At 61.6% G+C, this 20,630-nt stretch carries 24 protein-coding genes and 1 pseudogene; 10 read left to right on the forward strand and 15 right to left on the reverse strand.

The genetic code is table 11. The annotated features are described in order from the left end of the window. Positions 1-22: 22 nt before the first annotated feature. Both RAD04_RS30060 and RAD04_RS30065 read right to left on the reverse strand, forming a co-directional pair. Complete coding sequence (locus RAD04_RS30060) at positions 23-1,207, reverse strand: MFS transporter (protein ID WP_461626799.1); 1,185 nt, start codon at positions 1,205-1,207, stop codon at positions 23-25. A gap of 64 nt (positions 1,208-1,271) precedes the next feature. Further along, positions 1,272-2,642 (reverse strand): NAD(P)-binding domain-containing protein, encoded by a 1,371-nt coding sequence (locus tag RAD04_RS30065; RefSeq protein WP_461626697.1) that lies wholly within the window; start codon positions 2,640-2,642, stop codon positions 1,272-1,274. A gap of 51 nt (positions 2,643-2,693) precedes the next feature. Here RAD04_RS30065 and RAD04_RS30070 point away from each other — a divergent pair, with 51 nt between their 5' ends. From RAD04_RS30070 to arsC, 3 genes are read left to right on the forward strand one after another with little or no spacing between them, the layout of a single operon-like run. Beyond that, positions 2,694-3,053 (forward strand): ArsR/SmtB family transcription factor, encoded by a 360-nt coding sequence (locus RAD04_RS30070; RefSeq protein ID WP_461626698.1) that lies wholly within the window; start codon positions 2,694-2,696, stop codon positions 3,051-3,053. 15 nt (positions 3,054-3,068) lie between these two features. After that, entirely contained in the window at positions 3,069-4,118 is a 1,050-nt protein-coding gene (gene arsB, locus RAD04_RS30075) for an ACR3 family arsenite efflux transporter (protein ID WP_461626699.1), read from the forward strand. Continuing rightward, positions 4,115-4,513, forward strand: coding sequence for an arsenate reductase (glutaredoxin) (arsC, locus tag RAD04_RS30080; RefSeq protein WP_461626700.1), 399 nt, complete (start codon positions 4,115-4,117; stop codon positions 4,511-4,513). Before arsB ends, arsC begins: the two co-directional genes overlap by 4 nt. A gap of 163 nt (positions 4,514-4,676) precedes the next feature. Here arsC and RAD04_RS30085 read toward each other — a convergent pair. Both RAD04_RS30085 and rpsU read right to left on the reverse strand, forming a co-directional pair. Beyond that, positions 4,677-4,913 (reverse strand): annotated as a pseudogene (locus RAD04_RS30085) (recombinase family protein); the annotation flags it as partial. 424 nt (positions 4,914-5,337) lie between these two features. Next, positions 5,338-5,613, reverse strand: coding sequence for a 30S ribosomal protein S21 (gene rpsU / locus RAD04_RS30090; protein ID WP_092257117.1), 276 nt, complete (start codon positions 5,611-5,613; stop codon positions 5,338-5,340). Positions 5,614-6,043: 430 nt separating this feature from the next. On the opposite strand from rpsU, the gene RAD04_RS30095 reads away from it, so the two are divergent. From RAD04_RS30095 to RAD04_RS30105, 3 genes are all read left to right on the forward strand, one after another. Then, positions 6,044-6,253: a cold-shock protein gene (locus RAD04_RS30095; RefSeq protein WP_025035182.1), complete on the forward strand. Its 210-nt coding sequence runs from the start codon at positions 6,044-6,046 to the stop codon at positions 6,251-6,253. Between the two features lie 98 nt (positions 6,254-6,351). Beyond that, the gene (locus tag RAD04_RS30100; RefSeq protein WP_461626701.1) at positions 6,352-6,585 is read left to right on the forward strand and encodes a transcriptional regulator; all 234 of its coding nucleotides are present in this window, start codon (positions 6,352-6,354) and stop codon (positions 6,583-6,585) included. A 60-nt stretch (positions 6,586-6,645) separates the two neighbouring features. Then, entirely contained in the window at positions 6,646-6,858 is a 213-nt protein-coding gene (locus tag RAD04_RS30105) for a hypothetical protein (RefSeq protein ID WP_461626702.1), read from the forward strand. Here RAD04_RS30105 and RAD04_RS30110 read toward each other — a convergent pair. The 4 genes from RAD04_RS30110 to RAD04_RS30125 all read right to left on the reverse strand — a co-directional run bounded on the left by RAD04_RS30110 (position 6,855) and on the right by RAD04_RS30125 (position 8,911). Continuing rightward, complete coding sequence (locus tag RAD04_RS30110; protein ID WP_461626703.1) at positions 6,855-7,091, reverse strand: DUF6894 family protein; 237 nt, start codon at positions 7,089-7,091, stop codon at positions 6,855-6,857. The two genes, RAD04_RS30105 and RAD04_RS30110, sit on opposite strands and share 4 nt — an antisense overlap. A 2-nt stretch (positions 7,092-7,093) precedes the next feature. After that, a complete protein-coding gene (locus RAD04_RS30115) occupies positions 7,094-7,279 on the reverse strand; it encodes a hypothetical protein (RefSeq protein WP_461626704.1) in 186 nt (61 codons plus the stop codon). Between the two features lie 53 nt (positions 7,280-7,332). Further along, positions 7,333-7,587: a hypothetical protein gene (locus RAD04_RS30120; protein WP_461626705.1), complete on the reverse strand. Its 255-nt coding sequence runs from the start codon at positions 7,585-7,587 to the stop codon at positions 7,333-7,335. Positions 7,588-8,644: 1,057 nt separating this feature from the next. Next, positions 8,645-8,911 carry a hypothetical protein gene (locus RAD04_RS30125; RefSeq protein ID WP_461626706.1) on the reverse strand — a complete coding sequence of 89 codons (267 nt, stop codon included), beginning with the start codon at positions 8,909-8,911 and terminating at the stop codon, positions 8,645-8,647. Between the two features lie 346 nt (positions 8,912-9,257). Here RAD04_RS30125 and RAD04_RS30130 point away from each other — a divergent pair, with 346 nt between their 5' ends. The 3 genes from RAD04_RS30130 to RAD04_RS30140 all read left to right on the forward strand — a co-directional run bounded on the left by RAD04_RS30130 (position 9,258) and on the right by RAD04_RS30140 (position 10,281). Continuing rightward, on the forward strand, positions 9,258-9,515 hold the full coding sequence (locus RAD04_RS30130; protein ID WP_461626707.1) for a hypothetical protein: 258 nt from the start codon (positions 9,258-9,260) through the stop codon (positions 9,513-9,515). After that, a complete protein-coding gene (locus RAD04_RS30135; protein ID WP_407116284.1) occupies positions 9,515-9,811 on the forward strand; it encodes a hypothetical protein in 297 nt (98 codons plus the stop codon). Before RAD04_RS30130 ends, RAD04_RS30135 begins: the two co-directional genes overlap by 1 nt. 191 nt (positions 9,812-10,002) lie before the next feature. Next, positions 10,003-10,281: a DUF1488 family protein gene (locus RAD04_RS30140; RefSeq protein WP_026202373.1), complete on the forward strand. Its 279-nt coding sequence runs from the start codon at positions 10,003-10,005 to the stop codon at positions 10,279-10,281. 825 nt (positions 10,282-11,106) lie between these two features. On the opposite strand, the gene RAD04_RS30145 is transcribed toward RAD04_RS30140, so the two are convergent. From RAD04_RS30145 to RAD04_RS30175, 7 genes are all read right to left on the reverse strand, one after another. Next, the gene (locus tag RAD04_RS30145; protein ID WP_461626708.1) at positions 11,107-11,295 is read right to left on the reverse strand and encodes a hypothetical protein; all 189 of its coding nucleotides are present in this window, start codon (positions 11,293-11,295) and stop codon (positions 11,107-11,109) included. A 167-nt stretch (positions 11,296-11,462) separates the two neighbouring features. After that, entirely contained in the window at positions 11,463-11,828 is a 366-nt protein-coding gene (locus tag RAD04_RS30150) for a response regulator (RefSeq protein ID WP_461626709.1), read from the reverse strand. Continuing rightward, positions 11,821-14,004 (reverse strand): PAS domain-containing sensor histidine kinase, encoded by a 2,184-nt coding sequence (locus tag RAD04_RS30155; RefSeq protein WP_461626710.1) that lies wholly within the window; start codon positions 14,002-14,004, stop codon positions 11,821-11,823. The genes RAD04_RS30150 and RAD04_RS30155 overlap by 8 nt, the downstream gene beginning before the upstream one ends. Before the next feature lie 475 nt (positions 14,005-14,479). Further along, positions 14,480-14,701, reverse strand: a complete 222-nt coding sequence (locus tag RAD04_RS30160) for a hypothetical protein (protein WP_461626711.1) — start codon at positions 14,699-14,701, stop codon at positions 14,480-14,482. Between the two features lie 1,647 nt (positions 14,702-16,348). Beyond that, positions 16,349-17,464, reverse strand: coding sequence for a L,D-transpeptidase family protein (locus tag RAD04_RS30165; RefSeq protein ID WP_461626712.1), 1,116 nt, complete (start codon positions 17,462-17,464; stop codon positions 16,349-16,351). A 33-nt stretch (positions 17,465-17,497) separates the two neighbouring features. Then, on the reverse strand, positions 17,498-18,175 hold the full coding sequence (locus RAD04_RS30170) for a nitroreductase (protein WP_038950243.1): 678 nt from the start codon (positions 18,173-18,175) through the stop codon (positions 17,498-17,500). A gap of 156 nt (positions 18,176-18,331) precedes the next feature. Continuing rightward, positions 18,332-19,285: a LysR family transcriptional regulator gene (locus RAD04_RS30175; protein ID WP_461626713.1), complete on the reverse strand. Its 954-nt coding sequence runs from the start codon at positions 19,283-19,285 to the stop codon at positions 18,332-18,334. 99 nt (positions 19,286-19,384) lie between these two features. Between RAD04_RS30175 and RAD04_RS30180 the strand changes: the two genes are divergently transcribed. Beyond that, a complete protein-coding gene (locus tag RAD04_RS30180) occupies positions 19,385-20,566 on the forward strand; it encodes an MFS transporter (protein ID WP_461626714.1) in 1,182 nt (393 codons plus the stop codon). The last annotated feature ends 64 nt before the right edge of the window (positions 20,567-20,630 follow it).

Below are 20,630 nucleotides of genomic sequence, written 5' to 3' on the forward strand. Positions count from 1 at the left end.
CATTTGGCTTTGGCGACGGCCGCTAACCAACCGCCGCGCCCGCCTTTCGTTCACCCTCGCGCGCGCACAAAAGCACGATCGGGCCCACCGAAATCCCAACGGCCAGCACGACGAAGACCAGCAACCATCCACCCGCATTCTGAGGCCCGCCGGCAACATCGAGCGCCAAGCCCGTTCCCCAAGCGCCGGCGGCCGAGAGGCCGAAGCCAACGGTGGAGTGAAGGGCCATCGTGGCCCCTCGATGATCTCCGGTAGCCGCCGCCGACATGCCGGCGGTCAGCGCGCCGGAATCCGCAGGTACGGTCAGTCCATACGCGAGCAGCAGGAGCGCGAGGACCCAAGCCGGCGCGCTCACATTCGCTCCAAGGAGCAGAGCCACCGCCGCTGAGGCGATCATCACGGTCGTGATGGCGCGGTGCCGGCCGAACTTCAGCGCTGCCTCGTTGCCCAAGATGCTCGCGGGCATCGACAGGATGGCGAAGACGAAGCTCACCACGACGGGCGAGAGCCATGAAGGGGCGACCTGATGGCCGATCACGAAGGTCCAGAATCCGACGAGCCAGGTCCGGATGCCGTAGAGTTCGAAGCAATGAGCGCCATAGCCGAGGATGTAACCGAGCGCCTCGCGGTTCGCGAAAACGGGCTTGAAGTCTAGCAGACGTCCCTGCTTCGGCTCGGGCCGGCGCGCGTCCATCAGGAGGCATGTGATTGCCATCGCGATGGGTCCTGCGCCGGTCAGAACGAAGGCCCAGCGCCACCCCCACGCCTCCGCGATGACCTGCGCAGCCAGGAAGGAGATGCCGACGCCTAGCGAGAAGCTCGACGTGTAGAGCGTGACGGCCCGCGACGTGTCGCCGGGCGGCAGACGGTCTGTGAGCGCCTTCAGGCCAGGCATGTAGGCTCCGGCAAAGCCAAGCCCTGCCAGGGCCCAGATGGCCGTGCCCGACCAGAAACCCTGTGCGAACACTCCGAACGCAACCGTCGCAAGTCCGCTTACGATCGAGCCGCAGAGCAGGACCAGACGCGCATCGATCCTATCGGTAAGCGTCGTCAGGATCGGAACGGCGAGCATGTAGCCGAACGCGTAGCCGCTCGCCATGAGCCCGCCCTCCGCGGCGCTCAGCCCCCAAGCCGGCATCAGGTGCTGGGCGAGGTTGGCGGAGAGCGCGACATGGGGCAGCAGATTTCCGATCTGTCCGAGACACATCGCCAAGATCAGAGATCTGCCGCTCAGGCCCGCGCTTCGAGCGTTCATCGGTCTGTCCGGTCGACTAGGAACATCCACAGCCGGCGGCGCCCGCCTTCTTGGCGCTCTCGTCTGCCGCGCAGCACGCGCTTGCATCCTGCTTTGCGGGACCGCCGCAGCATCTGGATGCGCCCGCACGCCCCTCTACGCCGCCGCGTGTGCACACCCCGGTTTCCGGCAATTCAAGCTCGACCCGCGCAGCGGCTTCCTTGTCGCCGGCGATGTCGGCCGCGATCGAGCGGACCTGTTCGTAGCCCGTCATCATCAGGAAGGTCGGAGCGCGCCCGTACGCCTTCATGCCGGCCAAGTAGAAGCCCCGGTCGTCCTGCTCAAGCTCGCGCGCGCCGTGCGGGCGCACGGTACCGCAGGAGTGCTCGTTCGGGTCGATCAGCGGCGCGAGCGCGACCGGCGCATCGATCGCCGGATCGAGCCGCAGCCGGATCTCGCTGAGGAAGCTGAAGTCCGGACGGAAGCCGGTCGCGACCACCAGCTCGTCGGCGACGATGTTGCGTCCGCAGCAGGCCAAGGAGGTCGCGATCTCGAGCCGGCCATCTGCCTGCGCGATGGCTGCGACGGGAAAGCCGGCTTCGACCTGCACCTGGCCCGAGGCGACAAGCGAAGCAAAGTGGGCACCGAGCTCGCCGCGGGCGGAGAGCTTGTCGTTCGCACCGCCCCCGAAGGACTTTTCGGGATTGCCGCTGCGGAGCAGCCAGATGGGCCGCGTACCCGGCTCCTGCTGTGCGAGGGTGACCAAGTCAGTCAGCGTGCCGATGGCTGAGTGCCCGCCGCCGAGCACCGCAATGGTCTTTCCAGCGTAGCGGCTGCGATCGTTACCGAGCACATCCGGCATGCCATAGGCGATCCGCGGTGCGGCTTCGCGCTCGCCGATAGCCGGCAGTCCGCCGGCGCCGGCCGGATTCGGCGAGGCCCACGTGCCGGATGCGTCGATCACGGCGTCGGCGCGCAGCGCCTTCGGGCCCTCGCCGTTCTGATACCGGATCTCGAAGGGGGCGGCTTCGCGGCCCTTCGTCTTCGCCTTGTCGAAACCGGCTCGACTGACAGCAGTCACGCGGCTATTGGTCTGGATCACTTCGCGCAGCACCGTCTTTGTCGCCAACGGTTCGATGTAGCGCTCGAGCAGTTCTGTGCCAGTTGGGTAGATGGCCGGATCCGGAGAATTCCATCCCGTTGGCGAAAGCAGACGTGCTGCCGCCTTGTCCACGTTAAATTCCCACGGAGAAAAGAGTTGGACGTGCTGCCACCGCCGAACCGCATGCCCGGCCTCTGGGCCGGCTTCGAGCACGATCGGCGTCATGCCGCGCTCCATGACGTGGGCCGCCGCGGCGAGCCCAACCGGACCGGCCCCCAAGATCGCGACTGTCTTCTCTCCAGACATCGAATTCTCCTCGACTTGACTGCCGCGTAATATTTCCATAAATCTGGATATATGGAAACAGAAAAATACGTGATAGCGCTCGCCGCACTCGCACAGGCAACCCGCTTGCAGGCTTTCCGCATTCTGGTCCGCTACGAACCCAAGGGCTTGGCCGCCGGCGACTTGGCCGACGCGCTCGAAGTGCCGCAGAACACGCTGTCGGCGCATCTTACGGTGCTGTCGCGTGCGGATCTCGTCACGTCGGAGCGTCAGGGCCGGTCGATCGTCTACCGCGCCAACCTCGCCGCGTTCGGCAACCTCACAACCTTCCTGTTGAAGGACTGCTGTGCAGGGCGCTCGGAGGCGTGTGCCCCCGTCGCCAAGACGCTGAAGGCCACTCCTTCCAAACGAAATGAGCGGAGCCGCGCCTGAGCGCGGGTTTGTCCCATGAGTATCTTCGAGCGTTACCTGACCCTCTGGGTCGCCCTTTGCATCGTCGCTGGCGTAGCGCTCGGTCACCTGATGCCCGGCTTGTTCGGCGCGGTCGCGGCCGCCGAGGTCGCGCAGGTCAATCTGCCCGTGGCGGCGCTGATCTGGTTGATGATCGTACCTATGCTGCTGAAGATCGACTTCAGTTCACTCGGCCAGGTCCGCGAGCACTGGCGCGGCGTTGGCGTGACGCTGTTCATCAACTGGGCCGTGAAGCCGTTCTCGATGGCGCTGCTCGGCTCGTTCTTCATTGGCCACGTGTTCGCGCCGTTTCTGCCTTCGGCGCAGATTCCGAGCTACGTAGCTGGCCTGATCCTGCTCGCCGCGGCGCCGTGCACGGCGATGGTCTTCGTGTGGTCGAACCTCTGCGAGGGCGAACCGAACTACACGCTCAGCCAAGTCGCGCTGAACGACGTAATCATGGTGTTCCTTTTCGCGCCACTGGTCGGCCTGCTGCTCGGCGTCGCATCAATCTCGGTGCCTTGGACCACGCTGCTGCTGTCCGTTCTGCTTTACATCATAGTCCCCGTCGTGGTGGCCCAGGTCTGGCGACGCTTGCTGTTGCGTGCCGGCGCGTTCGGTAAGACCTTGCGGGCCTTGCAGCCTGTCTCGCTCGTCGCGTTGCTGACGACGCTGGTGCTGTTGTTCGGATTTCAGGGCGAGCAGATCGTGAAGCAGCCGATCGTTATCGCGATTCTCGCCGTGCCGATCCTGATCCAGGTCTACCTCAACGCCGGGCTCGCCTATTGGCTTAGTCGCCGCTTCGGCGTCGCTTGGTGCGTTGCGGGCCCGGCCGCGCTGATCGGCGCCAGCAACTTTTTCGAACTCGCAGTAGCTGCCGCGATCAGCCTCTTCGGCCTCAATTCAGGCGCGGCACTCGCGACAGTGGTCGGCGTTCTCGTCGAAGTGCCGGTGATGCTATCCGTCGTCCGGATCGTGAAGGTTTCGAGAGGCTGGTACGAACGCAGCGCCGGCTCGGCGGCGGCTGCCATGGAGACAAACCAATGACCGTCACGATCTATCACAATCCCGACTGCGGTACGTCTCGCAACGCCCTGGCGATGATTCTCCAAGCCGGCGAGGAGCCGGAGGTTATCGAGTATCTGAAGAAGCCACCGAGCCGCGATCGTCTCAAGGAGCTCATCTCAGCGATGGACATCTCTGTCCGGAATCTGCTGCGCCAGAAGGGCACGCCCTACGCCCACCTCGGTCTCGGCGATCCTTCGCTTTCCGATGACGCGCTGCTCGACGCGATGATGGCTCACCCGATCCTTATTAACCGGCCGATCGTGGTGACGCCGAGAGGCGTGAGGCTGTGCCGCCCGTCGGAAGCCGTTTTGGATCTGCTCGACCGTGGGGTTGGCCGCTTCGTCAAGGAAGATGGTGAAGTCGTCGAGCGCTAGAGTGAAAATTCGGGCAGACCGCGAGGTCTGTTTATAGCCCATTGCTGACTCTTCTCTGGATGCTGCCAGGTCCGCTAAGCGTATCAAAACAGACGTCGGCCTTTTGCCCGAGTTCTTCCATAACAACGCATACGCGAATGTGGTCAGATCGATTCAATTGCGACTAGGCAGATCGGGCCGCGTTGGCTTCGGAGTCGGTCAGCCGCTGGAATTCAAACAGCAATTCCTGAACATCCTCGATGAGCTGCTTGAGCACTCGCCGGTCATCAAGATTAAGACCGCTCTTGCCACTATCCTCATAGGTCTTTTCAATCCGAAAACCGTGACGAGCAGCGTATTCGCGAATCGCCTGTGATTGGTTCGCGGTTGAATATCGTTGATGGTCGGTCGGCATCCGAACGTATTCAGCCGCGGGTCGGACGGCCTGGCTCGCGTTTCCATCAAATCAGAGGCTTCAGGAAGTGCGAAACAGCCTGCAAATTGCCGCTGACTTGCTCTCCGAAGTCAGAGGAGGACGAAGCCCGGATAACTTGTAATGAGGGTACCGGCGGAGGGTAGGCGATATTTGGCCAAGCCATTCGTAAGAAGCTGCAGAGGCATCGGAACGCCTCAAGCCTACTCTTAGAGGCTAGCTTGTCCCAAGTCAGTTCATAGCCGTGGGACGGACAAGACCGCGCGCCCAAGTGAAGGTCCGCAAAAGGGCCAGGAGCCGACAATTAATTAGCGAGTACCGTCATGCAATAGGTCGTGGCAAGGCCTTTGAAGCCTCCAGAGCGCCGAGGACACGTTCATCAAGTGCGGGACCTCCGCAACCAAGGTTGCGTCTACTCCGCCCGGGCTTTGATCTCGGGCAAGGGCGGCTTCCGTTCGAATGGTTTCTTTTTCGGGGGAGCCGGGAGTAATCCCTCCCTGATCGCCTGCTTTCGGGCGAGCTTGCGAGCGCGACGAACAGCCTCTGATTTTTCGCGAGTCTTTCTTTCAGATGGCTTTTCGTACGAACGGCGCTGCTTCATCTCCCGGAAGACGCCTTCGCGTTGCATCTTCTTCTTGAGAACACGAAGTGCCTGCTCAACATTGTTGTCTCTAACGAGTACCTGCAAATTGATGCTCCCGGGCTGCTAATGCGACACGTCCTGCAGGCAGCCAATTGCGCAGGAGCTTCGTTCTGATCTGGAAGAGATCGTACGGCGATGTTCGTCGCAGCTCGGCCGAGTCATTCGTACGTGAGGGCGAGCAGTCTTGAAGCCCGAACGTGAGCACCGCTGTGCAGCGCTGTCAATCGGTGACGTTGTGCCAACATGAGTGGACAGGCGCGGCGCAACTTCATTGGAACAGAAGAAGTCGGTTGCAACAAAACAAACTGGCTTCGCTCCTTGCAAACTCGTAAAGGTAGTATATATAGAATTTGTTCGATCAGCCGCTGTGCCTTGTTGAATGCGCCCGCAGGCTCCTTTTCCAAAGACATCGACGAAGTTGAAAATAACCGCCTGATTGTCAGGCGGGATGCGCTTGCGCGCTTTGGAGAAGAGAATGACGACAGGTACGGTCAAGTGGTTCAACGGCCAGAAGGGCTTTGGATTCATTCAACCCAACGACGGCGGCAACGATGTGTTTGTTCACATCAGCGCCGTTGAACGAGCTGGCCTCGCCGGCCTCGCAGAGGGCCAAAAGGTCAACTTCGAGACCAAGACTGATAAGATGCGAGGCAAAGTCAGCGCCGAGAACCTCTCGCTGGCTTGATATCGTGCTGCCGTTTCACGGATGTACTGAAACGGTGACTCTGCCCGCTCGATCCCAGGATTGAGCGGGTTTTGGTCGTTTACGGAGCCGGGTGAACGATGATGACGAGGAAAACGGCGGACCTGTCACCCGAAAGCGTCGCACGTTTCGAACGCAAGCGACTGGCCGCAGAAGAAGGGGCGCGAGCGTTGGCCGACGTGCAGTGGCAAGGCATCGAAGTTCGCAAGAACATGGCACGCCTCCGAGAGGCCCGTGAGGCAAAGGAAGCGGAGGAAGCTCGTCTGACGCCCGAGCCGACTCTCAAGAAGCGTTCGAAGAAACAGGCGCGATAGTCGTGCTCGACGCTGCCGGCGAAACTCGACGAGCCGGTCACATGCCGGAGACCGCAGCTCGTGCCTAGGATCAAGCCGAATCACGGAACCATCACCTTCTTTCTCGCCTCCGGCGCAGATCGGCATTTGTGCCGGCTTGCCACGACATTCAGCACTCAGAAGCAGGCATTCAGCTATCTCCAGAAGCACCGAACGGAGTTTGAGCGTCAGGCGAGGGCACGTCTTGCTTCGGGCGAGCTCGAAGATGGAATTGTCGTGCTCTCGATGATTTAATTGATGAAGCGCGCTTTCTCGCGAATAAATGTCGCGCGGACAACGACGCTGTTGGTATCCCGAACTTCGATGGCCAGGTCTTCGCTGCTCGCGCGCGGATCGAGTTCTCTGGCAATATCAGCGAGAGAAAGAGCTGCCTCGATCTCGGCAGCACGCTGACTGTGCAGATCCAAGCCCTCTTCGTCAACGGCGAGCGCCTCCCCATGCCGTATGTCGAAGTAAAATCGCGCCATGACTATTGCGCCCAGTCGCGCCGGGCTTGCCTCTCGGCCTCTCTTGCCAGACGTTCAGCCTTTAGCCGCTCTCTATTCGCCTGAAGGGCCAGTTGCGCCTTCTCGTAATCGGTCGCGGTATTCTCTGACAATTCCTTGAAAAACTTATTCGCCGCGTCGATCGCGGCCGTTCGATATTGCTGCCTCATCGTGTAGCCTCATCTTGTGTGGCGGGTGGCCCGATCTTGGCGGCTACCCCCGCTCAAATACCGCTGTTATTTCTCCGGCCATCGAGCCGCACCCGGTCGAACTCCTCGGGGCCATCAATCAGATCGCGGTTGCGGCTTGCGCGGTTGTCTGCCGTCGTCGCCATGTCGCCGATACCATCTATCGTATCGCCCGCCATTTTTCGGGCGCGCCGATTCTGCCGATCCTGGTGGGTATCGGATGCAAGTCCAAGCTCAACCAGGCGGCTAATCGCTTCGGACAAGCTCGGAAGATCGCTCTGATGCGCCATCCAGGCTGTGATGGCTCCTAGCAAGGGTTGAGAAGGCCGAAAGCAAACGGTCCGAGCGTCATGGCGCTTGTTCGCGTTCTTCCTCATACAATCCATTAGTTGCCGCAACGCGCCGGGTCGGCGCGGCTAAAGTACAAGCCTTAGGCTACCGATGCGTTCCTAAGGAAAATTATCCCTAATCGAGGCACATCGGTCTCACCCAGCGTTTCGGCCCATGCCGCGGACGTCAGGGAATTTTTTGAGGCTGGGTGGCTCGGATTAGCTCGTCACATGTTTCAACGGTCTTGTGATAGTCGAGCTGGGTCGGGGGTCGTGGAATAGCTTCCAGTTCTCTGAGGTGGCACACATCGAGGAAATGCTTTGCTGCCGGCATTCCGACAACGACCATTTGGTATGTGAGCCATATGACCAGCCCGGCACCGAGCCAACTCCAAATACTGCCGGCGGCTTTGATCATGTTCCTCAAGCTGCGCTCAAGCATCAGGCTATGTCGACTAGAGTGCTAGCACTACATTGGCCACGCGCGACGGGCATTTGCATAGCCAAGAAATATGGTCAGGCCCGCCGCGGCGGTCATGGTTTTGGATTTGCTGAAGGCAAAAGGGTCTTCCGCTCCCATGGCCGCTTGCCGTCAGCGTCGCGATCCCAAGGCCGGGCCGCTGACGAGTTTTTCTCCTCCACAGCCGCTTTCGCACGGTCAGACTTAACCTGCTCACGGTCTGACAGCGACAGCTTTTCGGCGGTTTGCCCGGCTTGTGCCAACAAAGGGAGGGCCATGAGTAGGACTGGTGAGCAATTTTGTCATTCCCGGCATTTGCAGATCAACTCATCCTTTTCCGGTTTGGATTGCAGCTTAGTGATTGCAATTGTCAGCGCAGATAGCTTGTGCAAGCTGGCGACATTCATCTTCGCGGCGCCTGGAGTCCCGAAGTACCGTTGTCGGACGCCAGCTGCGGGCGACCCCGTAGACTGATGGAGCGCGAAAACGCCATCTCCTTTTTCTTCGCCAGTCCGAAATGCGGCTGCGAGGCAGCATCTTTGGGGGTCGGTGCGGTCACTATAACCTTGGCTTTCTTTTCAGCTTCTTGGCTTCGCGGTTGCCGCGTTGATGTGCCATGTCGCTTTGCTGGGGGCCGAGTTCACCGAGTTCATTCGCCTGCAGCACGCGCCCGCGCGGCGTGCAGACGCGCACGTCCATGGTGCCGTCGCGCAGCAGTTTGCGAGCCAGCCGCAATGCGGCAGTGGCGCTGCTGCGCCCGAGATTGGCGCTGCCGTATTCGTTCGTCCCGCTGACGAGCCAGGGCACGCGCGTGCGTTTAGCCATTGAGCAGGGCCGCCGCGCAGACCAGCAACAAAAGAAACAGCGGAACGATCACCGGCGGGACGATCCACTCCGAGGCGCGAAAGCGCGACATCGCATGCTCCTGCGCGGGCACGACGAGGCGACGCCCTGACGACTGATTTGACGGCGGGAGCGCACGTGACCCTCAGTCACCGGTCGAGGCCGTAGCGGAAGATGCGGTGATGGATCAGAGTCTACGCCTGCCGCGCACCAATAGCGAGGACTAAAACGCCCCGCGACGATAATGCTGGCTATTGCTGCTGAGGAGGCGCATGGTTGCGATCATCGGCGTCGGTTTGGGGCCGCTGTCGCAGCAAGGCAGGCGTGCATGACCATCCGTTCGCGGCGGGCAACCATCGCGTCTAGGCATCCATTCCGCATTCACGGCATCGAGCGCATGCTGCCCGCCGGCGTCTATCCGGTGATTACTGACGAGGAGAAGATTGACAGCGATACCGTCTCGGCCTGGCGCCGCGTCGGCACCTCCATCATCGTGCCCGTGGAAGGCGTGCTCGGCTCGGTCGAGATGCTCTCGATCCGCGGCCGACCTTGCGGCGGCGGTCGTCGGCGACGCGGGCCTTGCTAATGACTGATCATCCCGTCGATCTCGACAAGCATCGCGGCATGGCCGCGCAGAAGGCGACCGATTTGCGCCGCGCGCTCGCCGACGTCGAGAACAATGTCCGGCAGCTGCGCGAGCGTGAGGCCGATCTCGAAAATCGCCTGATGACAGTGCCCGCCGCGTCCTGGTCCGAAGCCGCGGTGAAGGCGCGTTATCTGCTCAACCTCTATGCCGCCAGCTTGCCGGTCGAGGACACGCGCCACCGCGCGTTGGTCTCCGCGCTGTTTGACGATTTCGCCCGGCTGTCGGAGGAGAGCTGAGGCGATTTCGGCCGCTCGCTTCTCGTCACGCGCGGGAAGACGCGGACGCAATGCGGGCGGTCGGCCTCACTTGCGGCTTGCCGGGCCGCAGCCTTGGCGAAGGCCGTGGGTGAAAGCGGGCTTGCCTCGCCGTAGCTTCAGCGAAGGCGGGGGACAAAGAAGGCAGCGAACCGACCGCACAGGAGCCCGTCATGACCCTCACCAGCGGCCGCTACATCGGCCTCGAATACGACCGTATGATCGTGCTGTTCTCCATGCAGGACGGCCCGCGCGAGATCGGTTGCGCGATCTCGACCTCCGCGATGGACGATCTCGAACGCGGGCCCAAGGTCGCGCCCGAGCACCGCGAAGCCCAGTTCGCCCGCTTGCGCGACCGCATCGAAGCCTGCGCCGCCAGCAAATACCGCGCCTGCGAATTCGAAGGGACGCCACCAGGGATCGTGCTGCGGAGCATTGATTTTCGGGGGTAGGCAGACGAGCCTCGGGCGACGGGTACGTTTCGGTGCCGAGCCGCACCGTGGTGACGGATCTACCACCCGTCGAGAATACCAGTAATGGTTATAATCACGACTATGGCAGAGCGCTGTTCAGATCGTTCGGGTTACCCAGAAACAGCAATCGATGTTTGCAATGGGGTCAAAGGCTGCCCTCGTGAGGCAGCACTACCTTGGCCGGCTTACTTCTCCAAAGCGGTCCTCGCAGCGCTCTGGCACAAGGTCAGCGACGGGCCACAGCCAGACCAATCAGGCGTTCACCGAAAGGGGAGCAGAAACGACAATGTTCGCTCCCTCTGTGCCGCGTTGTTCGGTTTCGTCAAGGGAGCTCCGCACTCCCTTCAAGCGCGCTTAACAACAAAGGGCCGCCAAGGCGGCCCTCCCGGCTTTCAAAATCCAAACTCAAATCTTACAGGCATCCTGGGACCGCCAAGTTTTCCCGACTGTGCCGGTTCCGGCAAAAACATATGTGATTCGATACGGGGCGCAGGCGGCTCTCTTGAACCGCATGCCCGTCCACTCTCTCTGGGGCAATCGAGCCGCTCCCCTCAGGGAAGGAATCGGCCGGATTCATCAATTCAGCTTCTGCCGTAACTTCTTGATGATCTCCCGAAGATCATCTGCATACTCTTTGATGGTGCACCGAATCTCACTCTGCCGCACCTCCTTGTTGGCACGCCGCGACGGGTCCGGCTTGCTTGGCTTAGGCTCGGCCATGGTTACATGGGTCCTGACCCGCAGCGGCAACCTTTGATCCAGCTCAACGAATTCGAACAAAAGCACTGTTGCCGTGCACCTCCGTCAGTGCTGCGGCCGCGGGGGCGGGTCGAACCGCTCGATCTTTTCTTTGCCGCACCACAGCTCGACTGCATGACCGTCGACCAGCTGCTTGGCACGGTGTCGCGCAGCGTCCTCGTCCTCACAAATGAGGTCGATCCGGCCGGTAATATGGCCGGCCTGATCGATGAGATAGGCTCTGTATTCTTGCACTGTGCGCTCTGGTCTGTACCGCCGTCCCGCGAACATTTTAGAACGCCTCAAAATTCGGAATCAAGTCTCTCCGTCCACTCCCTCAGGGATACCGCGCATCGCCTCAGGCCCATATTATCTTCGCGAAACCGCTGTCGTAACGTCAGACCAATCCTCGACGTGAAGACTCAGGAAGGAGATAGAAGCGTCCGCAAGTTTTCCCTCAATTGGTCGAGCGAGAACGGCTTGCCGATCGCAGGCGCATCTTTGAACTCCTCTTCCAAGGGCGGTTCGCCATAGCCGGTGCTGAAAAGGAAGGGAATGCCTCGACCGCGTAAGACGCGGGCTACCGGGAAAACAAATTCTCCAGCAAGGTTTACGTCCAGCAGCGCTAGATCGAAGGAGCCGGTAGTCGCTAATTCGCATGCTCTTTTTAGATGAGCAGCAGAAGCGACAACCTTGAAGCCCAACTCCTCAAGCATGTCCTCGATCATAAGGGCGACCAGCCCTTCATCCTCAACGAGGAAGACCCTAGCGCCGTGTAACTCAGACATTGGCGGACGTCAGCCTAATGGGAAACAGCATGCGGCAGCGGGTCCCCTCTGGATCAAAGACCAAATCGAAGTTACCGGCGAGATCATGTTCGACGCAACGCTCCATCAGTCGCGTGCCGAAGCCTCGGCGCTTGGGTGGCGTAACCGGTGGACCTCCGCGTTCGCTCCATTCGCATTGTAGCGCGATTTGAGACCGTTCGCTGTCGACGATCCTCCAGGTGAGCGACACGGCTCCGCCCGGCACGGACAATGAGCCGTATTTTGCCGCATTGGTCAAAAGCTCGTTTAGAACCATGGTAATACTCAGTGCGGTACGCGCGTCCAGATCGACGTTCGGCCCGCCTGTGACAACCCGTCCGCCAGAGACCGGCGCGACGATGTCGTGAACCAGTTGCTCCAAGGGAGCATCTTGCCAATTGCGTGTCGTGAGAAGGTCGTGGGCACGAGCAAGGGCCAACAGCCGTCCTGTAAACGTCGGCAGAAACTCCTGCAGATCGGCAGCATGGCGAGCGGTCTGGCTCGCGAGGGACTGCACCGTGGCAAGCGTATTCTTGACACGGTGGTTCAGTTCGTCGATGAGCACCTTTTGGGCATTCTCTGCCTGCTTGCGCTCACTGATGTCGACGAGCATGTTGATGGCGCCGATCAGGTTTCCTTCCCCATCGCGCAGCGGCGTCGGGTAGGGAATGAACGGCACGCGTCTGCCATCCGGGCGCTCGGCGATTGCCTCGGCCCCGCGAACCGGGCGGTTTTCACGCAGCGCCACTGCCATTGGACATTCATTGTGCGGCAGAGGCGAACCGTCGGGCGAATAAAGTTTCCAAGTTACGCACCATTCATCACCAGGCTGGGGTGTTCTGCCCGCCATTTCGACCGCGGCTCGGTTGAAAAAAATAATACGGCCCTCGGCATCAGTGGTGTAGATCGCTGCGGGCAGCGCCTCAAGGAGATCGCGCATGCGCTGTTCGCCTTCGCGGAGACGATCCTCCAACTGCTTGGTGGCAGTGACGTCCTGGGCAACACGCACGCCGTAAAGAAAGCGACCACTCGCATCGCGCACCGACGAACTGGAGATGTCGAGATGGCGCACAGAACCGTCAGACCGCAGTGCACGCTTGCGGATCGTGTAGTTCTCGACCTCGCCGCGCACCTGAGCAGCATAGAGCTCGGCATCCCTCGCTCGGTCATCCGGATCGGTATAGTCAAGGAACGTCATCCCCAGCAGTTCGTCGCGCGAGCGTCCCGTGATCCGACAAAGAGAATCATTTACCCGCACTAAGCGGCCACTTTCGTCTGCTTCAGATATACCGACGATGGCGGCCTCGTACGTTGCTGCAAGTCTGGCGTCACTGGCCTGCCGTGCCTCATTGGCGGTTTGCAAGTCCGTGACATCAACGGTGAAGCAGCGCGTGTTGACGAACTTGCCGTCCACAAATCGGCTGTTTGACGTAATCAGCACATGCTTCACAGATCCATCACGCGCCCGCAATCGCGCGGGATAACGATCGAGTGGCTGGCCGCAGGAAAGGCGTTGGAGGATGTCGCCAATCACCGGGGCGTCGGCATGGAACTCCGCGATGTGGCGGCCAATGTATTCTTCCGGGCTGTACCCAAGCAGACCCAGCTCGGCTTTGTTGGCGCGAAGGATAATGCCTTCGCCGCTGACAATATGAAGGCCTACCGCGCTGTTCTCGAAGAAGTCCTCCAGGTCCTGCGTCTTCTGCAGGACTTCCTCTTCAATCTCCTTGCGTCCTGTGATGTCCTGAAAGCAATTGATGGCGCCCTGGATGATCCCGGAGTGGTCGCGCAACGCTCGGATATTGACTAGGGCAGTGAAGCGAGAGCCGTCCGGGCGCGCCATGACGACTTCGGCGTTGCGCGTCGGCGTTCCAATCCTAACCGCCGTGGCCATGGGGCAGTCGCCAGGGGCGAGCGGATTTCCGTCGAGTAGGTAGAGTTGGTGCGAACCGCAGAAGCGTTCCTTTTTGCCAGGGCCTGGGGCCCGGCCCCATAATTTGACCGCCTCGGTGTTATAAGCCACCAGCCATCCCTCAGCATCACAAAGGTATACCGCCCCAGGAAGGGCATCCAATGCGGTTTGACCGGCCGCGACTAGCGCCTCGAACTCCGTCGGCTGGCGACGGGCGGAGACCGGAAATTCCTCGACATTGGACATAAAGGCGTCTCTGGGGGCGAGAGGGAGCCTCACGCGGAGGCCAAGGCTGTATGGAAGGCAAAGGGCGGACTCCCCCGTTGGGCCGCCGAACCAGCCATAACGCCGAAGGAGACTGATGGTTCCCAGCGGGCGGAATCCAGGACGGCTACATTCTGCTTAGCAACCCCTCAGCTTGAGTCGCTAAGGGCTTTCATCGGACCTCAAGCATCGGCGGACCCGGACGTGGGCTAAGGGGCCTGTTGATTCTTTTTCAACTCACGCGTTTTTAACGCTTCAAAATATGCTTCCGAGCGATCCAGGGATAACCGCTTGGCCCAGTCGGTGCTATTGCGAGAGAGCAGACGGACGCGCTCATTCTCAAATGACCAGCATTCGGTAACCGTCGTGCTTCATTTCGTGGATCCGGTCAGGCCCTCGTGGCTTTGATCTGAGCCAATGAAAAAGAGCGTGGGACGTTCTGCGGGGCAGCTGCATATCAGGTCTCTTTGTAAGCGTGTTCAGCCTCGACGCCGCGGAGCAGGGCGGCAAGGCTGGGATATTCCACGCCATTGCGGACGTAGCGGTTGACGTGCTCGACATAGCGGGCCGATCCGTCGGGCTTGCCCTGCCAGCTGAACAGCAGCACGGCACTGTTGTAATGGCGCAGTACGTGGCCAGCGCCATTACTGAAATACTTGCTCATGGCGTGGCGCTTCATGGCCGCGCCTCCAGCTCCGGCTCGTCGACTTCCAGAAAGCATCCGGAACGGAGACGTTCCTATTGTGAAGCGAGAAGATCTTCGCCGGGCGCGAGCGGCTTCACGTAAGTTCCGCTTTTGTGAAGCACAAGATATTCTTCGCGCATTAACACTGAAGTATGGGGCCTCCTGGCAAGTGGCAGTTCAGTGTGCTGCCGAAGAGAGACGATAAGCTGATGGCTTCGGTGATCATAGGAACCGAGGGCGGTTCCTGTCAGCGCCACATCGACGGCCTCCTCGTCGCAAATTCCGTCTGCCGAGACAGCAGAGCCTCTGCACGTTGGGTGCTTACGAGGGCGCACTCATCGCACCTAAATAGCTGGGACCCGCCGTGCTCTCCCAAAAACTTCATTGGCTCCAGGCAGAGTTCGCACGGGCAAAACGGCGTAGCCACGGCAGCTTTGAAATTAACTTTCATTCTAGTCTCCGACCAATTGCTCTCCGTACGGCCAAACCAGCGCAGCAGGGCTCGGTCCGCGAGCGGATCTGCGATGTTCGCAATGTCGCTTGCGCAATCTCGATAGAGCTTGAGATCGTCTTCGCTCAGTATTGAATCGATCTGGCCTGGACAGCAGCCTAGAACTTGCGGGGGCAAGTGCCTGTACCCGCCTAGACACGCCGCGGGCTATTCGTCTGTTTTCCCCAGAGAGGCCGGATTGTCCACACGGACCGCTCGGCCAATCCGGTACTGCGCGCACCCGGCAGGCCTTATCGGCCCTGCACCAAGGTCTCCCATTCGGAGCTTCTTGCGCGGCCTTTCCCGCGCATCGTGGCAAATCCGCGCAAAACGTTAGGGCGGACACAGATGCGGTTGGGCCGAAGGCCGCTATGCGCGCGCCCTCCACGGGCCGGCTATCTGGCCAAGCTCAACATTCTTCCTGTGCTGGAACGCGCGCGATCATCGAAAGGCGGCTTCGGGTCAAAAGCTGACGGTCGGCGGGCAGCGCGCCAAGGTCGGCTATGCCAAGGTCGGCTAAGGGTCAAAACGCGAAGAATTCAGGTGGAGAAAATCTGGGCCGCTCTGCCGCCATGAGCGGACTTCCGTCCGATGCGGCGCAACTTTGCAGATGGCCAATCGCGGCAACGTCTTGTAGGAGTCAGGTGGATCACGATAGCTGAACTCCGGTCGATATGAGGATCGGCCGATAGTGGGAGATGGCCTACAAAGTGGTGCTCGCCGAGAGGGCGACTGGCCTGCTCGGACTTGCTCGCTGTCGCTATATGGCTCGCGGAACCGACGCCGCCGTCAGACGGCAAGGGCTCTTGGGCGCAGATGTGATTTTCTTTGGGCTTTGCGCGGCGAATTCTCGTTAACGGAGAGCCGTTTAGCTCCGGCCTCTCATCCTAGCGAGAGCACCTGACGCGCAGCGGTCGAGCAAGTTTTTTTCTAAATTCTCTCCCTCCGCCAGCCTTCGCAAACAAAGTTTGCGCAAGGCTGTCGCGCCGAAGCCCGCCGGGCGGAGGCGGACTCGTTGCCATTTGCTTTGGTTCAGCAAGCCGGGACGAACTTTTTTTCAAGGTCTCCGCTCCGACGCCGCCAGCATTCCCTGGACGGAATGCCGATGCCGTCCTCTTCTGATGAATCCACCGCGGACGCCACACGAGCGTTCAGCACCGACCTGACGGGACGCCGACACGCGTCGGATTACACTCCGGCGGCTTGTCCAACGAGCTGCCAAACCATCTACTCGTCAACGAGCCGTCATTGTCGATCCAGGGGATCGGTGGCAATTGCGGCAGGTAGGATGCATACGGCATGACTTTCGCAAGCGTCACTCTGCCCGGAAATTGTGTGAGGAATGCCTTGTTCATTCCGCCGTCCAGTCCGCTGTATATCGGGGCAGCCGGCAAATTGTCTTCAAGCAATCGCGCGTATTCGAGCTCGTCGGAGCGCCTCTTCTCCAGCGCCCGCCGCGCGATGTCCGGGTTGACGACGAAGGGGGGACATTTTTCGGTAGGGTTGAACACTGGAGGCGACGGCGAATTCGGGGGAGGTTGCGCATCGAACACATAGCGGCGGTCGCACACATCCACCCTTGGTTCGAGTCGCGTCGTCTCGAAATGATCGTTGCCGATCTTGAGCATTTTCCAGAAGGCCAGGTTGGGACTATTTCGATGCCGCGCCAGGTTTGCCGGCGTCAGGCGGAATGGATAGGCCTGGACTTGGAACGACGGCCGGCCGCCGAGGAATGAGTCGCGTGCCAGCGAATAGATTTCGCTTATTTGTTCGTCGGTCATGGCATAGCAACCGCTCGACCAGCAGTCGCCGTGGATCATGAGGAAGCTCCCGTTGCGCTTGTTCGCCTTATCGAACGTGTTGGGGAAGCCGAGGTTGATCGAAAGATGGAAGTTCGAGTTGGGATTCATCAGCTCAGGTGTAATCGCATAGAACCCTTCCGGAGCCTGTCGGTCGCCCTCGTGCAATTTCGGCCCGAGATCGCCTGACCACCGACAGATCGGATAGGTCTTGAGGATCTGGAAACGGCCGGTCGCGTCCTGCTTCCAGACTTCGAGCTCGGCCTCCTCCTTGAACAGGCGCACGACGATAGGTGAATATTTCGGCATCTTCTTCTGTTCGAGCAGCGAGAGCAGCTCAGCGGGTAGTTCCCTCGTTGCCTTGGCTGGCAACGGCTTGCTGCTTTCGCCAAGACAAATGACCGGCGTCAAGGCAGTGGCAAAAGCCGCCGCCAGCACGAGTACACGTCGGACCATGGCGCGGATCACTGCTGTGCCTCCAGCCCTTCCGACCGCGCGCCGCTACGTCTCGAACCCGACGAACACCGTCGCTTCCTCGACGGACTTCCGCTCCGACACCACCGCATTCGCCGGAAAAGTTTCATCCGGCCAGCCCAGCGCGATGCTTTTCATAATGACCTGATCGTCGGCTATGCCCGCGTGCTCGCGCACCACGGGGGATTGCATGATGCCCTGGCTGTTGATCACGGCGCCGAGCCCGCGGGACCACGCGGCATTGACCAGGGCGGTCGCCACGGCGCCGCAGTCGAAGGGCGTATCGTCGCTACCGTCAAGCACGCGATCATAGGTGATGATCACGCAGACGGGCGCGTCGAACTGGCGGAAGCCGCGCAGCACCCAGTCCTGGCGTTTTTCCGTGTTGTCGCGCTCGATTCCCATTGCGGAGAATAATTGCTTGGCGACGCCGACCTGCCTGTCACGGTGCTTGCCTGCAAAGGCCTGGCCCGTGCGGAACTCGCGCGACTGCGGGATGCCCGCCACCATCCGTTCGGTGTTGCCGGCGCGGATCCGATCCAGCGGTTCGCCGGTGATGACATAGAAATTCCAGGGCTGGGTGTTCATCGACGACGGAGCGCGCATCGCCAAACCAATGATTTCCGCAATCAGCTCCTTGGGTACCGGATCGGGTTTGTAGCCGCGGATGCTCCGGCGACCGAGGATGACGTCATCGAACTGCATTTGTGTGGAATTCCCCTGACAGGTTCTGAAACAGTAAGGACATTCGCGGTTTCGGCACGCTCGCGCAAGCGCCAGCGGCTTGTCGTCAATGGTCCAGCCACGCGGAACACGATCGCATCAGTCTGGATTGACTGACGCTCTCCCTGCCATCACGCCTCACCCTACCACCTTCCACCTCCCGTCCGCCGCCCGCTTCAGCGCGGGATCGCTCACCCGCACGTGCTCGGCGAGAAAATCGATGAACGCACGGACGCGTGCGGGTAGGGGGGCGGTGTGGCCGACATAGACGGCGTGGATGTCTTCGCGGTCGCCGGGATTGTAGCCTTGCAGCACCGGCACGAGGCGGCCGGATTCGATATCGGGGCCGATATGGAAGAGGGCGAGACGGGCGAGGCCGACGCCGCCGAGGCAAAGGCGGCGGGCGGCTTCGCCGTCGCTGGCGCGCGCGACCGGCGGCGGTACGGCTTCCTCGGTGCGGTCGCCGCGCTTGAACGGCCAGCCGCCGCGGATGCGCGGAAAGGTCCAGCCGATGCCGCGGTGCGCGGCAAGATCCGCCGGCGTCTTCGGCGTGCCGCAACGTGCCAGATAGTCCGGCGTGCCGACGACCACCATGCGGCTGGTGCCGAGCTTTCGTGCGACGAGTCGCGATGCGCGCAACGGGCCGACCCGGATCGCAACGTCGGCGCGCTCCTGCATCAGGTCGATCGTCGTGTCCGTCAGCACGAGATCGAGCGTCACGTCGGGATGCTCTTTCAGAAAGCGCGGGATCAGCGGCATCAGATGAAGCATGCCGAACGGGATGTTGCAGTTCACCGTGAGGCGGCCGCGCGGCGCCGCGCCTGAGGCCGCCTCGCGCTCGGCTTCCTCCATCTCCGCGAGGATCCGCACGGCGCGCTGGTAGAAGGCCTGGCCTTCCTCGGTCAGGGTCAGCTTGCGCGTGGTGCGGTTGACGAGGCGCGAGCCGAGCCGCGCTTCCAGCCGCGACATCAGCTTGCTCACGCCAGAGGGCGTCAGGCGCAGTTTTCGCGCGGCCTGGGTGAACCCGCCGAGATCGACGACGCGGACGAAGACCTCCATCTCGGCGGAGCGGTTGGTGTCGAAGCGGGCCATGTTGAATTCACGTCACAAATGATTGGATTGCGGACATTCTAATGATTTTGCACGGGCACGGCTATCTGCGTGGCTCGTAATCATCCATCGGAGCTACGCATGCCTCCTGCCGTCCTCGCGCTCACCGCCGGTGCCTTCGGCATCGGCACCACTGAATTCATCATCATGGGCCTCTTGCTCCAGGTCGCCGCCGACATGCATGTCTCGGTGCCGGTCGCGGGCCTGCTCATCTCCGGTTATGCCCTCGGCGTTTTCGTCGGTGCGCCCGTCCTGACGCTGGCGACGCGGCGGATGCCGCGCAAAACCGTGCTGCTCGCGCTGATGGCGATCTTCACGCTCGGCAATGCGGCCTGTGCGCTGGCGCCGAACTACGAATTGCTGATGGCCGCGCGCGTGCTGACCTCGCTTGCCCACGGCACCTTCTTCGGCGTCGGGTCGGTGGTGGCGACGAGCCTCGTCGCCGAGGACAAGCGGGCCTCCGCGATCTCCACCATGTTCATCGGCCTCACGGTCGCGACGCTGCTGGGCGTGCCCTTCGGCGCCTGGTTCGGCCTGATGCTCGGCTGGCGCGCGGCGTTCTGGGCCGTGACGGTCATCGGCATGGTCGCCTTTGCCGTGGTCGCAGCCCTCGTGCCCGGCCATGTCGGCAACGGCGACAAGCCGGTCTCGCTTGCCGAGGAAGTATCGGTGCTCGGCCGCCCGCAAGTGTTGCTCGGCCTTGCCATGACCGTGTTCGGCTTTGCCGGCCTGTTCGTGGTCTTCACTTACATCCAGCCGATCCTGACGCGCTTCACCGGCTTTTCGGAAGCAGCGGTGTCGCCGATCCTGCTGGTGTTCGGCGTCGGGCTCGCGATCGGCAACGTCGCCGGCGGCAAGCTCGCCGACCGTGGTCTCGCCGGCGCGTTGATCGGAACACTTGCCGCGCTCGCCATCGTGCTGCTTGGCCTTGCCGCCGTGCTGTCGGTCAAGATCCCGGCGATCGTGCTGATCCTGCTGCTGGGCGTCTCGGCCTTTGCGACCGTCGCCCCGCTCCAGCTTCGGGTGCTGGAAGCGGCCGGCCCCAGCGGCCGCACGCTCGCTTCCAGCCTCAACATCGCCGCGTTCAATCTCGGTAACGCTCTCGGCGCCTGGGCCGGCGGCGTCGCCATCGACCGCGGGCTCGGCCTCTCGGCGCTGCCTCTGGTCGCAGCCGGCATCACCGCTGTCGGTCTGGTGCTGGCGCTGTGGAGCCTGCGGCTCGACCGCGCGCCGGCGGCCGTCGCCGCCTGCCCCGCGGAATAGCGCAAGCGGCGCGATCGCGGACAATTCGCCGCGTCGCGCCGTTGGCCCATGCAGAAAACGCACC

Source organism: Bradyrhizobium sp. 25ACV, from assembly GCF_054863005.1.

Coding starts and splice junctions, on each gene's coding strand:
- RAD04_RS30170 (WP_038950243.1), bottom strand. CDS start 18,175: ATGCAGTTCGATGACGTCATCCTCGGTCGCCGGAGCATCCGCGGCTAC.
- RAD04_RS30100 (WP_461626701.1), top strand. CDS start 6,352: ATGATGACGAGGAAAACGGCGGACCTGTCACCCGAAAGCGTCGCACGT.
- RAD04_RS30110 (WP_461626703.1), bottom strand. CDS start 7,091: ATGGCGCGATTTTACTTCGACATACGGCATGGGGAGGCGCTCGCCGTT.
- RAD04_RS30155 (WP_461626710.1), bottom strand. CDS start 14,004: ATGTCCAATGTCGAGGAATTTCCGGTCTCCGCCCGTCGCCAGCCGACG.
- RAD04_RS30135 (WP_407116284.1), top strand. CDS start 9,515: ATGACTGATCATCCCGTCGATCTCGACAAGCATCGCGGCATGGCCGCG.
- RAD04_RS30125 (WP_461626706.1), bottom strand. CDS start 8,911: ATGGCTAAACGCACGCGCGTGCCCTGGCTCGTCAGCGGGACGAACGAA.
- RAD04_RS30140 (WP_026202373.1), top strand. CDS start 10,003: ATGACCCTCACCAGCGGCCGCTACATCGGCCTCGAATACGACCGTATG.
- RAD04_RS30130 (WP_461626707.1), top strand. CDS start 9,258: ATGACCATCCGTTCGCGGCGGGCAACCATCGCGTCTAGGCATCCATTC.
- RAD04_RS30095 (WP_025035182.1), top strand. CDS start 6,044: ATGACGACAGGTACGGTCAAGTGGTTCAACGGCCAGAAGGGCTTTGGA.
- RAD04_RS30070 (WP_461626698.1), top strand. CDS start 2,694: ATGGAAACAGAAAAATACGTGATAGCGCTCGCCGCACTCGCACAGGCA.
- arsC (WP_461626700.1), top strand. CDS start 4,115: ATGACCGTCACGATCTATCACAATCCCGACTGCGGTACGTCTCGCAAC.
- RAD04_RS30180 (WP_461626714.1), top strand. CDS start 19,385: ATGCCTCCTGCCGTCCTCGCGCTCACCGCCGGTGCCTTCGGCATCGGC.
- RAD04_RS30160 (WP_461626711.1), bottom strand. CDS start 14,701: ATGAAGCGCCACGCCATGAGCAAGTATTTCAGTAATGGCGCTGGCCAC.
- RAD04_RS30175 (WP_461626713.1), bottom strand. CDS start 19,285: ATGGCCCGCTTCGACACCAACCGCTCCGCCGAGATGGAGGTCTTCGTC.
- arsB (WP_461626699.1), top strand. CDS start 3,069: ATGAGTATCTTCGAGCGTTACCTGACCCTCTGGGTCGCCCTTTGCATC.
- RAD04_RS30150 (WP_461626709.1), bottom strand. CDS start 11,828: ATGTCTGAGTTACACGGCGCTAGGGTCTTCCTCGTTGAGGATGAAGGG.
- RAD04_RS30115 (WP_461626704.1), bottom strand. CDS start 7,279: ATGAGGCAGCAATATCGAACGGCCGCGATCGACGCGGCGAATAAGTTT.
- RAD04_RS30120 (WP_461626705.1), bottom strand. CDS start 7,587: ATGGCGCATCAGAGCGATCTTCCGAGCTTGTCCGAAGCGATTAGCCGC.
- RAD04_RS30065 (WP_461626697.1), bottom strand. CDS start 2,642: ATGTCTGGAGAGAAGACAGTCGCGATCTTGGGGGCCGGTCCGGTTGGG.
- RAD04_RS30060 (WP_461626799.1), bottom strand. CDS start 1,207: ATGTGTCTCGGACAGATCGGAAATCTGCTGCCCCATGTCGCGCTCTCC.